Origin of the sequence: Solibacillus ferritrahens, assembly GCF_037027585.1 — a bacterium.
GTDB lineage: Bacteria > Bacillota > Bacilli > Bacillales_A > Planococcaceae > Solibacillus > Solibacillus ferritrahens.
In genome coordinates, this window is the sequence record NZ_JAXCLE010000004.1 from 137,744 (window position 1) to 150,955 (window position 13,212).

The 13,212-nt window shown below is 37.8% G+C and carries 15 protein-coding genes; all 15 read left to right on the forward strand.

Annotated elements, in window-relative coordinates; all coding sequences use genetic code 11:
* The first annotated feature begins 48 nt into the window (after positions 1-48).
* The 15 genes from glpX to glyA all read left to right on the forward strand — a co-directional run bounded on the left by glpX (position 49) and on the right by glyA (position 13,167).
* Positions 49-1,014 (forward strand): class II fructose-bisphosphatase, encoded by a 966-nt coding sequence (glpX, locus tag SNE38_RS05960; RefSeq protein ID WP_191703220.1) that lies wholly within the window; start codon positions 49-51, stop codon positions 1,012-1,014.
* A gap of 187 nt (positions 1,015-1,201) precedes the next feature.
* Positions 1,202-2,485, forward strand: coding sequence for a transcription termination factor Rho (gene rho / locus SNE38_RS05965; protein WP_336046100.1), 1,284 nt, complete (start codon positions 1,202-1,204; stop codon positions 2,483-2,485).
* Positions 2,486-2,670: 185 nt separating this feature from the next.
* Positions 2,671-2,871, forward strand: a complete 201-nt coding sequence (rpmE, locus tag SNE38_RS05970; RefSeq protein WP_191700793.1) for a 50S ribosomal protein L31 — start codon at positions 2,671-2,673, stop codon at positions 2,869-2,871.
* Between the two features lie 404 nt (positions 2,872-3,275).
* Positions 3,276-3,848, forward strand: coding sequence for a thymidine kinase (locus tag SNE38_RS05975; RefSeq protein ID WP_191703218.1), 573 nt, complete (start codon positions 3,276-3,278; stop codon positions 3,846-3,848).
* A 206-nt stretch (positions 3,849-4,054) separates the two neighbouring features.
* The gene (gene prfA, locus SNE38_RS05980) at positions 4,055-5,131 is read left to right on the forward strand and encodes a peptide chain release factor 1 (protein ID WP_336046101.1); all 1,077 of its coding nucleotides are present in this window, start codon (positions 4,055-4,057) and stop codon (positions 5,129-5,131) included.
* Complete coding sequence (gene prmC / locus SNE38_RS05985) at positions 5,118-5,981, forward strand: peptide chain release factor N(5)-glutamine methyltransferase (RefSeq protein ID WP_336046102.1); 864 nt, start codon at positions 5,118-5,120, stop codon at positions 5,979-5,981. Before prfA ends, prmC begins: the two co-directional genes overlap by 14 nt.
* A gap of 44 nt (positions 5,982-6,025) precedes the next feature.
* On the forward strand, positions 6,026-6,622 hold the full coding sequence (locus SNE38_RS05990; protein ID WP_191703215.1) for a stage II sporulation protein R: 597 nt from the start codon (positions 6,026-6,028) through the stop codon (positions 6,620-6,622).
* Positions 6,623-6,671: 49 nt separating this feature from the next.
* On the forward strand, positions 6,672-7,703 hold the full coding sequence (locus tag SNE38_RS05995) for an L-threonylcarbamoyladenylate synthase (RefSeq protein WP_191703337.1): 1,032 nt from the start codon (positions 6,672-6,674) through the stop codon (positions 7,701-7,703).
* A gap of 124 nt (positions 7,704-7,827) precedes the next feature.
* The gene (locus tag SNE38_RS06000) at positions 7,828-8,325 is read left to right on the forward strand and encodes a manganese efflux pump (protein ID WP_191703214.1); all 498 of its coding nucleotides are present in this window, start codon (positions 7,828-7,830) and stop codon (positions 8,323-8,325) included.
* Positions 8,326-8,338: 13 nt separating this feature from the next.
* Positions 8,339-8,794, forward strand: a complete 456-nt coding sequence (locus tag SNE38_RS06005; protein WP_336046103.1) for a low molecular weight protein arginine phosphatase — start codon at positions 8,339-8,341, stop codon at positions 8,792-8,794.
* A 1-nt stretch (position 8,795) separates the two neighbouring features.
* The gene (locus SNE38_RS06010) at positions 8,796-10,088 is read left to right on the forward strand and encodes a methyl-accepting chemotaxis protein (protein WP_191703213.1); all 1,293 of its coding nucleotides are present in this window, start codon (positions 8,796-8,798) and stop codon (positions 10,086-10,088) included.
* Between the two features lie 185 nt (positions 10,089-10,273).
* Positions 10,274-10,627 (forward strand): c-type cytochrome, encoded by a 354-nt coding sequence (locus tag SNE38_RS06015; RefSeq protein ID WP_225223705.1) that lies wholly within the window; start codon positions 10,274-10,276, stop codon positions 10,625-10,627.
* Between the two features lie 221 nt (positions 10,628-10,848).
* Positions 10,849-11,286 carry a ribose 5-phosphate isomerase B gene (rpiB, locus tag SNE38_RS06020; protein ID WP_191703211.1) on the forward strand — a complete coding sequence of 146 codons (438 nt, stop codon included), beginning with the start codon at positions 10,849-10,851 and terminating at the stop codon, positions 11,284-11,286.
* Between the two features lie 14 nt (positions 11,287-11,300).
* Entirely contained in the window at positions 11,301-11,846 is a 546-nt protein-coding gene (locus SNE38_RS06025) for a TIGR01440 family protein (protein WP_336046104.1), read from the forward strand.
* 76 nt (positions 11,847-11,922) lie between these two features.
* Positions 11,923-13,167 (forward strand): serine hydroxymethyltransferase, encoded by a 1,245-nt coding sequence (gene glyA, locus SNE38_RS06030; RefSeq protein WP_191703209.1) that lies wholly within the window; start codon positions 11,923-11,925, stop codon positions 13,165-13,167.
* The last annotated feature ends 45 nt before the right edge of the window (positions 13,168-13,212 follow it).

Sequence of the window (13,212 nt, forward strand, 5' to 3'; positions counted from 1 at the left end):
TAATGCTGTTAAAATCGGCTTTACCCGATTACAGGAGGCAAACACAAAATGGAACGTAGTTTATCAATGGAAGTAGTACGTGTAACAGAAGCAGCAGCGATTGCATCAGCGAAATGGATGGGACGCGGACTTAAAAATGAAGCAGATGACGCAGCAACAACAGCGATGCGTGTTATGTTTGATACAATCCCAATGCATGCGACAGTTGTAATTGGCGAAGGAGAAATGGATGAGGCACCGATGCTTTATATCGGTGAAGAATTAGGGCTTCGAAATGGCGGACCGGAAGTTGATATCGCAGTGGATCCATTAGAAGGTACGAATATCGTAGCAAAAGGAACAAATGGCGCGATGACTGTACTGGCTATTGCAGACCGTGGGAACCTTTTAAACGCACCAGATATGTATATGGATAAAATTGCAGTAGGTCCAGAAGCAGCAGGTAAAGTTGATATTAACGCATCTGTTACTTATAACCTACTGCAAGTAGCGAAGGCAAAAAATAAAGATGTTTCTGATGTCGTAGCAACTCTTTTAGATCGTCCTCGTCATCAGCATATTGTTGATGAAATCCGTGAAACAGGTGCTCGTATTAAATTTATCCAAGATGGCGATGTAGCCGCTGCGATTAATACAGCTTTTGACGAAACAGGTATCGACATTATGTTTGGTATGGGTGGCGCTCCAGAAGGTGTTATCGCAGCTGTAGCTTTAAAATGTTTAGGTGGCGATTTCCAAGCTAAACTAGTTCCGGAAGATGAAGAACAGCTGGAACGTTGCAAAAAGATGGGGATCGACGTAGATAAAGTGTTAATGATGGAAGATTTAGTTAAGGGCGACGATGCAATTTTTGCAGCAACAGCTGTTACTGACTCAGAACTTTTACGTGGTGTTCAATATAAAGGTTCCTATGCACTGACACATTCGGTTGTTATGCGCGCAAAAACTGGTACAGTACGCTTTATCGAAGGGCGCCACAGCATTGACAAAAAGCCAAAGTACGGTCAACTCTAACTTCTCATATATTGTAATTAACATAGAAAATGCCCATTTTCATTTAATTTACGATATTATATAATAAATGCCCGGTATAATAGCCGGGCATCTTTCAAATAAATGAATCTTCTTCCAACGCACATTCCTAAATTTTCTACATGTAAAAGCCCAAAAATTTAAATTATTAATAGACTGGAGAAAACCTATGACAGCATTAACCATTGCTCAATTAGAAAGCATGACATTAAAAGAATTATATGCTTTAGCGAAGCAATTTAAAGTAATGAATGCTAGTAAGCTAAATAAAAAGGAACTTATTTTTGCAATTTTAAAATCACGCTCTGAACAGGAAGGTTTCTTTTTCATGGAAGGTGTTTTAGAAATCATTCCTACGGATGGCTTCGGATTTTTACGCCCGATTAACTATTCCCCTTCGAAAGAGGACATTTATATTTCAGCGTCGCAAATTCGTCGTTTTGATTTGCGAAATGGAGATAAAGTATCAGGAAAGGTTCGTCCGCCAAAAGAAAATGAACGCTATTATGGATTATTGCAAGTTGATGCAGTAAATGGCGAAGATCCAGAAGTAGCCAAAGAGCGAGTGCATTTCCCTGCATTAACGCCGCTTTATCCGGACCGTCATATTAAATTGGAAACAGTACCTGCAAAACTTTCAACACGAATTATGGATTTAGTAGCACCTGTTGGATTTGGTCAACGTGGATTAATTGTAGCACCGCCAAAAGCAGGTAAAACTTCTTTATTAAAGGAAATTGCCAATGCCATTACGACAAATCATCCGGAAGCGGAACTTATCGTATTATTAATTGATGAGCGTCCAGAGGAAGTAACGGATATCGAGCGCTCAGTAAATGCAGATGTTGTTTCATCCACTTTTGATGAAGTGCCGGAAAACCATATAAAAGTAGCGGAAATTGTACTGGAACGTGCACGACGTTTAGTAGAACATAAGCGAGATGTAATTATTTTAATGGATTCAATTACGCGTTTAGCACGTGCTTACAACTTAGTCATTCCGCCAAGTGGCCGTACACTTTCAGGTGGTATTGACCCAGCTGCATTCCATCGTCCAAAACGTTTCTTCGGTTCGGCTCGTAATATCGAAGAGGGTGGTAGTTTAACAATTTTGGCGACTGCTCTTGTCGAAACAGGTAGCCGTATGGATGAAGTGATTTACGAGGAGTTTAAAGGAACGGGTAACTTGGAATTACACTTAGACCGTAGCTTGGCAGAGCGCCGTATATTCCCTGCATTGGATATCCGCCGTTCGGGTACGCGTAAAGAAGAGCTTCTTATTCCAAAAGATCAGTTGGATAAGTTATGGGCAATCCGTAAAACATTTAGTGATTCCCATGATTTCAGCGAGAAGTTTTTACGTAAAATACGCACTACGAAATCAAACGAAGAATTTTTCGAAAAGCTAGATACAGATATGAAAAAGGCAACGAACGGTAAAGGGTTATTATAATCGTTTACTTAGTAAAAAATAGTTGCAACCTATTTTAATTGTTGCTATAATTCATTAGGTATGAAACGTGCACATATATAGCTGACCTCAACACATTACGTATGTAGTGACATATTCGGGCTATGTAAGGTGCAGTTCGAAAATACTCTGTTCCGGATGGTTCAGGGCGAGAGGAGAAAACGAATATGAAACAAGGTATCCACCCAGATTACAAAGTAGCAACAGTAACTTGCTCTTGTGGTAATTCTTTTGAAACAGGTTCAGTTAAAGAAAAGATCTCAATCGAGTTCTGTAACGAATGTCACCCATTCTACACAGGTCGTCAAAAGTTCGCTTCTGCTGACGGACGTGTTGATAAGTTCAACAAAAAATATGGTATGAAATAATACCTTAACCCATTTCCACGTTGTTGGAGATGGGTTTTTTGATTTTTATAATGAGTAAAATAATTTTATTAGAACATATTGTGTAGTTATTAGAAAACTTTTAAGGTTATTAGCAGGTCTGAATAGTATATTCGAAAACGGAGATCTTATATTAGAAGATGTACATATTTTATTAGAAAATCCGAGGTTTATTAGAAAATATAAAATTATATTAGAAGGAAATTTGATTATATTAGAAATTTTTCACACAAGTTTTCTTAAAGATAAATAATAAGTACAACATCTTTTACAATAGACGAATCATGAAAAAATAGCTAAGATAAAAGAAGAATAATAAAAAGTAAAACCTTGAGTAGGCACTCAAGGTTTTTGTCTGTAATTACGTGGAGAAACGAGGAATTAAAATGGCTCAATTATTTTATAAACATGGTGCAATGAACAGCGGTAAATCGATTGAAATTTTAAAAGTTGCCCACAATTATGAAGAACAAAATAAATCGGTTCTTATATTTACATCAGGTATTGATACACGTGATGAAGTAGGGATGGTCTCAAGTCGAATTGGTTTAAAGCGCCCGGCAATCGCCGTTTTTAATGATACAAATATTTATGAGATCGTCAAAAATCATGAAGGGAAATTATATTGTGTACTCGTTGATGAAGTCCAATTTTTATCAAAAGAGCATGTCCTTCAATTGACTCAAATTGTCGATGAGTTGAATATACCTGTTATGGGCTTCGGTTTGAAAAATGATTTCCAAAATGAACTGTTTGAAGGTAGCCGTTATATGACGATTTATGCTGATAAAATTGAGGAAATGAAAACAATCTGCTGGTTCTGCCATAAAAAGGCGACGATGAATTTAAGAGTAGATGAAAGTAAAAAACCGGTTCGTACAGGTGATCAAATACAAATTGGGGGTAATGATAGTTATTATCCCGTTTGTCGCAAATGCCATTCAAACCCACCTTTATAACTTCATGCATAAAGTATAGATTACAAAGAAAATTGGAAACCTAAATGTATTTATGGAAAGGTGTAAAGTTATGAATAAAGTTCGCCGTAGAGGTAGCAACAACCGTGAAATTTCTTTATACTAGTAAAGGTGCATTTTAACATGACTCGTGAAATGACGAGCTGATATAAAATAATTTAAAAATAAATTTTAGAGGTGAAATACAAATGTTTGATCGTTTACAGGCGGTTGAGGACCGATATGAAAGATTAAATGAATTACTGAGTGACCCGGAAATCGTAAGTGATTCGAACAAATTACGTGAGTATTCAAAAGAGCAATCCGATATTCAGGAAATGGTGGAAGTATACCGTGAATACAAATCGGTAAAAGAGCAACTGGCGGATACACGTGAGTTAATGGAAATGGAAAAAGATGCTGAAATGCTTGAAATGATGAAGGAAGAGTTTAATGACTTAAATAAACAAGTTCCGGATTTAGAAGAACGTCTACGTATTTTATTAATTCCGAAAGACCCGAACGATTCGAAAAACGTAATTATGGAAATACGCGGTGCTGCAGGCGGTGACGAGGCCAATATTTTTGCAGGTGACCTGTTCCGTATGTATACACGTTATGCAGAAACGCAAGGTTGGAAAGTGGATGTAATGGAAGCTACACCGAATCCGGCAGGCGGCTATAAAGAGGTAATCTTGATGATTAATGGTCAAGGTGCGTATTCGAAATTCAAATATGAAAACGGCGCACACCGTGTTCAGCGTGTACCGGCGACAGAATCACAAGGCCGTATTCATACATCAACTGCAACGGTTGCATGTTTACCGGAAGTGCATGTAGAAGATGTGGAAATTCATGAAAAAGATATCCGTGTTGATACATTCGCTTCATCAGGTGCTGGTGGTCAATCAGTAAATACAACGATGTCCGCTGTCCGTATGACCCACTTACCAACTGGGGTTGTCGTTTCGATGCAGGATGAGCGTTCACAAATTAAAAACCGTGAAAAAGCGATGAAAATTTTAGTAGCCCGTGTAGCAGATAAACACCGTCAAGAAGCACAGGCAGAAATCGATGCAACACGTAAGACAGCAGTAGGAACAGGCGACCGTTCTGAGCGTATTCGTACTTACAACTATCCACAAAACCGAGTAACAGATCACAGAATTGGCTTAACGATTCAAAAACTTGATCAAATTGTTGAAGGTAAGCTGGATGAAATTATCGATGCACTCATTTTAGATGAGCAAGCAACACGCTTATCGAACTTGAATGAAGATGCATAAAACAATTTTTGAGGCCCTGAATGGGGCTTCTTCTTTTTTAGAGGAAAATGGTCGCGAAGGCAATGCCGCAAGATTACTCTTGCAGCATATTTTACAGACAAATTATTCAGGGTTGATGATGAAAATGCATGATCCCCTATTGATAGAACACCAACAGCAATTTGACGCTTATTTACAGGAGCATATTAAAGGACGGCCTATACAATACATTACAGGTGTAGAAGAATTTTATGGTCGTACTTACAATGTGGATGAGTCCGTTTTAATTCCACGCCCTGAAACAGAAGAGTTGATTGTGGGTACAATAGAGCGGATGCAAAAGCTATTTGGTGAAAAAAAAGAACTTAAATTTGCCGATATCGGAACAGGTAGTGGAGCAATCGCTATTACGATGAAAAAAGAATGCCCAAATCTTGATGTAACAGCGACGGATATTTCGGAGTCCGCATTGGAAACAGCAAAGAAAAATGCAGCGCAACTTCACGCGCAAATTACATTTAAGCAGGGCGATCTAACAGCACCGATTACCAATGAAAAGTGGGATATCGTATTATCCAATCCCCCGTATATCGCTTTTGATGAGATGAAGGGCATGTCCGATGTTGTCGTTGCACATGAACCGCATAGTGCATTATTTGCAGAGGAAAATGGGCTGTTACTTTATCGTAAACTAGCAGAAGATTTACCCGCAATTATGAATACACCTGCCTTAATTGGACTTGAAATTGGCTATACACAGGGAGAAGCTGTAGCAGAATTTTTCAAAAAAAGCTTCCCGAAAGCATGTGTAACAGTAGTTAAAGATATAAATAAAAAAGATCGAATAATTTTTTGTGAGATTAGTGATTAAAAACTAGATTCCTTGTTAACAATGGTTTGCAAGGGGGAATGAAAATGTTACATGATTACGATATTCAAAGTGAATCCAATCTTTTTTTAGCAATTGCTAAATTACTAATAAGTGTGTTGTTTATATATAGTGCTGCCTGTATCGTACCTGACTTTGTAGAGGAATTACGAGAAGGGCAGGCGCTAAGCGGTGAGGAACTAAAAATCCGTGTCATTGCAAATAGTTCAACAAAAGCTGATCAATTAGTAAAGTATGAGGTCGTAGAAACAATACAAGCTTATATGCAAGATACATCAGATTTTTCGGAAGATATCCACAGTGTGGAAAAGATTTATCAAGAAATTCAGAAAAATTACCCACAATTAAAAGTTTCGTATAACTTTGGGGATAACTTAATGCCTCCAAAATGGTATTTGGGACAATTTTATCCACAAAACAAATATTATTCTGTTAATTTTGTTATTGGACAAGGGCGGGGTGAAAATTGGTTCTGTGCAGTGTTTCCAACGCTTTGCAAAAATAATGAACCAACGAAAACGGAACGACCAACCTTTTATATTTCTGAGTGGTGGAAAAAAAATAAATTAAAAAATAATCAACAGAAAATAAGAGAATATACACAGGATGCTGTTAGTTATTAACAAATTGTGGATAATATTTTGAAATCCTTATAGAAAGGGGGTTGGAATGATGCAAACCTTACAATTACCTGTGGATGATTTTGTGGATAATTCAGAAAATTATACACAAGCTGTGGATTTGTTGGAAAAGGGAGAAGTTGTGGCGTTTCCGACAGAAACAGTTTACGGGTTGGGTGCAGTTGCAACAGATGAAAAAGCAGTGAAAAAAATATTTGATGCAAAAGGTCGTCCTTCCGATAATCCGCTTATTGTACATATTGGCACAGCGGAAGAAATATCCCTCTATACATCATATATTCCTGAAGTTGCCAAAATATGCATGGAGGCTTTTTGGCCGGGTCCACTCACAATTGTCATGCAGGCAAAACCAAATGTATTGGCACCGAGCGTGACAGCGGGATTGGATACAGTTGGAATCCGTATGCCAAACCACCCGGTGGCACTCAAACTGCTGCAAACTTTAAAAGCACCATTAGCGGCACCAAGTGCAAACCGCAGTGGGAAGCCAAGTCCAACAAAAGCCGACCATGTATTCGAAGATTTGCAGGGCATCATCCCATGTATTTTAGATGGTGGAATGACAGGGATCGGTGTAGAATCAACCGTCCTCGATGTCACGTTAGATACGCCTGTTATTTTACGACCAGGTGGCGTGACAAAAGAAATGCTGGAAGCGGTAATCGGTCCGGTAGTTGAGCCAAGCATTGAACAGCAAAAAATTGAGTCGACACCAAAAGCACCAGGGATGAAATATACCCATTATGCACCGAATGCACCTGTGTATTTAATAGATGCAGATAAAGAAACAATTGAAAATGCATTAGGGCAATTGAAATCCGAGCATAAAGTTGCTCTATTGGCACCAGAAAGCTTTAAAGATATACAAGCAGATTACTATTTTTCTTTTGGTGAAGCACATAATCTTGAACAAATGAGTGCGACATTGTACGATGCTTTACGCGCTTGTGATAAAACTGATGCTACAATTATTTTAGCAACGGCTACAACAAAATCCGGGGTAGGTACTGCAATTATGAACCGCTTAGAAAAAGCAGCTGGCGGCAATTGGTATACACTTTAATAATCTTCTCGACCACATTCTGCAGAAATTTGTAGGTGTGGTTTTTTTGTTTGTACAAAACAGTAGGATATTTTTAATTGGAAAAGCATAAATTACAACAGCGCATAGAGGAAGAGGGGAAAAAATGCAGGAAGTGGTTGCTGGGATATTAATGTCGTTTGATGTCGTTGCACTTTATTTAATTGCTACAAATGTTAAATCAAAATGGTTATTAGCGTTATGGACGGCATTATTACATATGATTTTCCCGTTGATAGGATACCGTTTTGGAGAATGGATAGCCGTTTATTTAAATAACTGGGCGACAAGCCTTTCTACAATATTACTATTCTTTGTTGGTTTGCAATTACTGCTCTCAAAAAAAGATGAAAGTTTCCCTGCCATATCTTTACCGATTATTGCCATATTTGCGAGCATTGATACCTTTTCAGTTAGCCTATCTTTTGGTATGCTAAATTTAGAAAAATATGTTTTTATTATAAGTGCAGGGTTATCCACATTTTTTTTATCCTATGCGGCTTTAGTAGTAGCGCAAAAAACTACTATTTTGAGAAATAACGCATTAAAGAAAATTGCGGGATTATTACTGATTATAATGAGTGTTTTGTTATTAAAATGGTAGATTAGAGGGTGTGATGAAGATAAATATTTACTTTATTTGTACAGGAAACACATGTAGAAGTCCTATGGCAGAAGCAATTTTAAAAGCTAAAAACTATGAAAATATAAATGTACGCTCTGCGGGTATTTATGCTTATGAGGGGAATGGAATGTCCCGAAATGCCGAAGAAATATTATTGCAAAAGGATATTTTCCAACCCCATCACTCTTCGCAATTTACAAAGAGCGATGCACAGTGGGCAGACTTGATTTTAACAATGACGACGGCACATAAAGAAGTGGTTATAAGTCTTGTTGAAGAGGCCGCACATAAAATATTTACGTTAAAAGAATATGTAGAGATGGAAGATGGGGCGGATATACAAGATCCATATGGAGGAAGCCTGCAAATATATGAGCAGACATATAATGAACTAAACGAAGCGATTAATAAACTAGAAATAAAACTAAAATTGGAGGAGAAAATTTAACATGGATTCACAAAAAAAATCATTTAGCTTACGTCGGAAGCTTGTATTATTTGTAGGAATATTAGCACTTATTACATATACATGCAGTTTTGTATTTATCGAATATTTACGTCCGATGTTTTTCGAAAATACTAGTACGAGCCTGTTTCAAATTATTACATATGTATTAGGAATCTTTTGGTCATGTGCATTGGCAGCAGTATTTAGCTTAGTAATTGTACGTCCGTTACAGCGTTTAGAGAGCAGTGCAAATCAAGTAGCTGAGGGCAAGATTGGGAAAGATGTCGACATGCCAAAAACAAATGATGAAATTCGAACTGTAGCAGAGGCATTTCAGGCGATGGTCGTTAATTTACGCAAAATGGTGAATGGCATTGAAGATAATTATAAAACAACAGACAAAACTATCCGAAAGCTATCAGATGAAAGTGTATCTGTAACAAACAATGCTGAACAAATAACGAGCAATATCAGTCAAATTTCATTAGGAGCCGAATCTTCGGCAGTGGCGATTCAGGAAACAGTAGAAGCTATTGAAGAAGTGCGTACGTTGGCATCTGAAGTAAACAATAAAGCACTGCAGACGGCCAGTCGTTCGAAAGACCTTTTATCAAATTTAACTTCAACAACGGATGCGATTCATGGAGTTGTAAATAGTATTCAAAAGATTGCTGCGGATAATGAAAATTCATTAGTTAATATTCGTGAATTAGAAAACAATGCAGAGCAAATTGAACGAATTATAAGTTTAGTAGGAGATATTGCAGGTCAAACAAATTTACTTGCATTAAATGCCTCAATTGAAGCAGCGCGAGCAGGCGAACACGGTAAAGGTTTCGCTGTGGTAGCGGAAGAAGTACGTGGTTTAGCTGACGAAAGTGCTAATGCAGTACAAGGCATTACAAAATTAATTCAAACAATGCAACAAAACGTTTCTATTGTAGTAAAACAAATGAACGAACAAGTTACATTTGCTGCCAATGAATCTTCACGTGTATCTGAAACGACAACAGCCGTTGAAGGCATGACGAAATCAGTGTATGAAATGGCAGATGATGTTGTTCAAATTTCTCAATTAGTTGAACAGCAAATGAAAAATATCGAGCATACATCTCAACAATCGCAAGAAGTAGCCGCAATTGCAGAACAAACATCAGCAAGTGCACAGGAAGTAAGTGCTGCATCTTCAGAACAAGCCCAAGCTATTAAGAAAGTAGAAGCATTGGCAAGTGATTTAAATCAGCAATCTGCTGAGCTATATCGAATGATTCAGCAATTCGATCGAAACGAATAGTTAGATATTGAAAATATTATAAACGTTCCCCTATAATCTTGGATGCATTCCAATTTAATAGGGGTTTTATATTTGTCAAAATTATGACTATGTGTGCCTTATTAAAGGGGTTTGTCGTTTCATGTTGAAATGAATAGGGTATGTACGAAATATTACGTATAAAAATTAATCCTGGAGGGATCGTTTTGAAAAAAATCAAGTACTGGTTGTTAATGGGTGTAGTAGTAGCGGGTTTAGCTGCATGTGGGGATGCAGAGGAAACAGATACGGACTCTACAAATTCAACACCTACTGAATCAACCGAATCAAATGACTCAGCTACGTCAGATGTTTCAGAAGGGGAAAAGGTTGTGAATGCCAGCTGTATCGGCTGTCACGGGGGCGACTTGTCAGGAGCAATGGGACCAAACTTAACTAACCTTTCATTATCTAAAGATGAAATTATCAATATTTTAGAAAACGGTAAAGGCTCAATGCCAGCAGGAACTGCAGCAGGTGAAGAAGAGGCAGTAGCAGATTATCTATTATCTATACAATAAATTGGAAAAGATCGCTCAAATTAGGGTGATCTTTTTTTATATAAACTTTTAAAGCGAAATGTCCAAAAAAATAACAATATTACATTAGTATAGGTTTAATATTCGTGTTTTGTGTATATATTGCGAAACATCTTCGGAAAAGACGTGTCATTTTGATGTAATAAATGGTACACTGATGTTGAATATAATTGTAAATAAAAAAAGAGGTAGGAGGAACCTTCATGAAAATTGCGATTTCATCAGACCACGGTGGAAATAATTTAAGAAAAGAAATTATGTCACTATTGGACGAATTGTCGATAAGTTATGAAGACTTTGGTCCACAAACTGACGATTCTGTAGACTATCCAGACTATGCTCGTCCCGTAGCAGAACGAGTAGCAAAAGGTGAATTTGACCGCGGGATATTAATTTGCGGCACAGGAATTGGTATTTCGATTGCTGCAAATAAGTTTAAAGGCATTCGCTGTGCACTTGTACATGACGTATTTTCTGCAAAAGCAACACGCTGTCATAATGATTCCAATGTATTAGCGATGGGTGAGCGTGTAATAGGGCCGGGATTGGCTAGGGAAATCGTTGAAACTTGGTTGAATACTGAATTCGAAGGTGGACGTCATATCCGCCGCGTAGAAAAGATTTCAGAAATTGAAGGGTAACAAGGAGCGATCTAATGACGGACTTACACGATTTGCAAAATGATTTAAGACAAGCATTAAATGAATTTGAGCAACAAGTGAAGTTTACTGAAGGTCAGCTTTTTGTCGTCGGCTGCTCCACGTCTGAAGTAATGGGCGAAAAGATTGGCACAGCCGGCGCACTCGATGTTGCACAAGCTCTATATGAAGAATTCTCAAAATTCGCACAAAGACATAATGTCCATTTAGTTTTCCAGGGTTGCGAACATATTAATCGAGCTTTAACTCTTGAGTCGGCTACGGCTAAGAAGTACCATTTAGAACCGGTTTCAGTTATTCCAGTTCGCACAGCAGGCGGTTCCATGTCTGCTTATGCATTCTCACAAATGAATGAACCAGTAGTCGTAGAATCGATTCAGGCACATTATGGCATCGATATTGGTCAAACTTTAATCGGCATGCATTTAAAATCAGTAGCGGTACCTATTCGAACATCTGTTAAACATTTAGGTAATGCCGTCATTACATTAGCGACAACACGTCCAAAACTTATCGGTGGAGAACGTGCGCAATATAAGTAACGCTGTGACGTTACATACATCATTTTGAATTGGAAACTCCGGTATATTCGGAACAAAATTTAGGGGGATTTTTATAATGGCATTTGAAAACTTAGCTGGACAAGACAAGGCAATTTTAGACGCAATTCTATTGGAAAAAAAACGTCAAAATACGAACATTGAGTTAATCGCTTCAGAAAACTTCGTATCGGAAGCTGTAATGGAAGCGCAAGGCTCTTACCTTACAAATAAGTATGCAGAAGGCTATCCTGGGAAACGTTACTATGGTGGCTGCGAACACGTAGACGTAGTTGAAAATATTGCGCGCGACCGTGCAAAAGACTTATTCGGTGCTGCATATGTAAACGTACAGCCTCACTCAGGTGCACAAGCAAACATGGCAGTTTACCATACAGTTTTAAAACCAGGAGATACAGTATTAGGTATGAACTTATCTCACGGTGGTCATTTAACGCATGGTTCTCCAGTTAACTTCTCAGGTATTTTATATAATTTCGTAGAGTACGGTGTTACAGAAGATACAAATGTAATCGACTATGAAGATGTAAGACAAAAAGCGTTGGAATCTAAACCGAAATTAATCGTTGCAGGTGCTTCAGCATACCCACGTGAAATTGACTTTGCAAAATTCCGGGAAATCGCAGATGAAGTAGGCGCATACTTCATGGTAGACATGGCACATATTGCTGGTCTAGTTGCTGCAGGTGAACACCAAAACCCAGTGCCATACGCAGATTTCGTAACAACAACAACACATAAAACGTTACGTGGTCCTCGCGGCGGTATGATCTTAACAAATGATGCAAAATGGGAAAAAGAATTAAATAAATCAGTATTCCCAGGTATTCAAGGTGGTCCATTAATGCATGTCATTGCTGCAAAAGCAGTATCATTTGGTGAAGCATTACAGCCAGAATTTAAAGAGTACGCAAAACAAATTAAACTAAATGCAGCAGCATTGGCTAAATCTTTAATGGAAGAAGGCGTTGAAATCGTATCTGGTGGTACAGATAACCACTTACTTCTATTAAATGTAAAGTCTTTAGGTTTAACAGGTAAAGTAGCCGAGCATGTATTAGATGAAGTAGCGATTACTACGAATAAAAATACGATTCCTTTCGATACAGAATCTCCATTTGTAACTTCTGGAATTCGTGTAGGTACAGCTGCTGTAACATCTCGTGGCTTTAAAGAAGAGGATGTTATTGAGGTAGGTAAAATTATCGCATCTGTTCTTAAAAATCATGAAGATACATCAGTTAAAGAAGAAGCCCGTAAACGTGTTGAAGCTTTAACAGCGAAATATCCATTATATGCATAATTAAATTTAAGCCTTTCTAACTACGATTATGTTAATTAGAAAGGC

Excerpts from the sequence above, each read along its gene's own strand:
- rpmE (WP_191700793.1), top strand. The coding sequence starts at position 2,671 with ATGAAACAAGGTATCCACCCAGATTACAAAGTAGCAACAGTAACTTGC.
- SNE38_RS05995 (WP_191703337.1), top strand. The coding sequence starts at position 6,672 with ATGCAAACCTTACAATTACCTGTGGATGATTTTGTGGATAATTCAGAA.
- SNE38_RS06000 (WP_191703214.1), top strand. The coding sequence starts at position 7,828 with ATGCAGGAAGTGGTTGCTGGGATATTAATGTCGTTTGATGTCGTTGCA.
- rpiB (WP_191703211.1), top strand. The coding sequence starts at position 10,849 with ATGAAAATTGCGATTTCATCAGACCACGGTGGAAATAATTTAAGAAAA.
- prmC (WP_336046102.1), top strand. The coding sequence starts at position 5,118 with ATGAAGATGCATAAAACAATTTTTGAGGCCCTGAATGGGGCTTCTTCT.
- SNE38_RS05990 (WP_191703215.1), top strand. The coding sequence starts at position 6,026 with ATGTTACATGATTACGATATTCAAAGTGAATCCAATCTTTTTTTAGCA.
- rho (WP_336046100.1), top strand. The coding sequence starts at position 1,202 with ATGACAGCATTAACCATTGCTCAATTAGAAAGCATGACATTAAAAGAA.
- glpX (WP_191703220.1), top strand. The coding sequence starts at position 49 with ATGGAACGTAGTTTATCAATGGAAGTAGTACGTGTAACAGAAGCAGCA.
- SNE38_RS06010 (WP_191703213.1), top strand. The coding sequence starts at position 8,796 with ATGGATTCACAAAAAAAATCATTTAGCTTACGTCGGAAGCTTGTATTA.
- SNE38_RS05975 (WP_191703218.1), top strand. The coding sequence starts at position 3,276 with ATGGCTCAATTATTTTATAAACATGGTGCAATGAACAGCGGTAAATCG.
- glyA (WP_191703209.1), top strand. The coding sequence starts at position 11,923 with ATGGCATTTGAAAACTTAGCTGGACAAGACAAGGCAATTTTAGACGCA.
- prfA (WP_336046101.1), top strand. The coding sequence starts at position 4,055 with ATGTTTGATCGTTTACAGGCGGTTGAGGACCGATATGAAAGATTAAAT.
- SNE38_RS06025 (WP_336046104.1), top strand. The coding sequence starts at position 11,301 with ATGACGGACTTACACGATTTGCAAAATGATTTAAGACAAGCATTAAAT.
- SNE38_RS06005 (WP_336046103.1), top strand. The coding sequence starts at position 8,339 with ATGAAGATAAATATTTACTTTATTTGTACAGGAAACACATGTAGAAGT.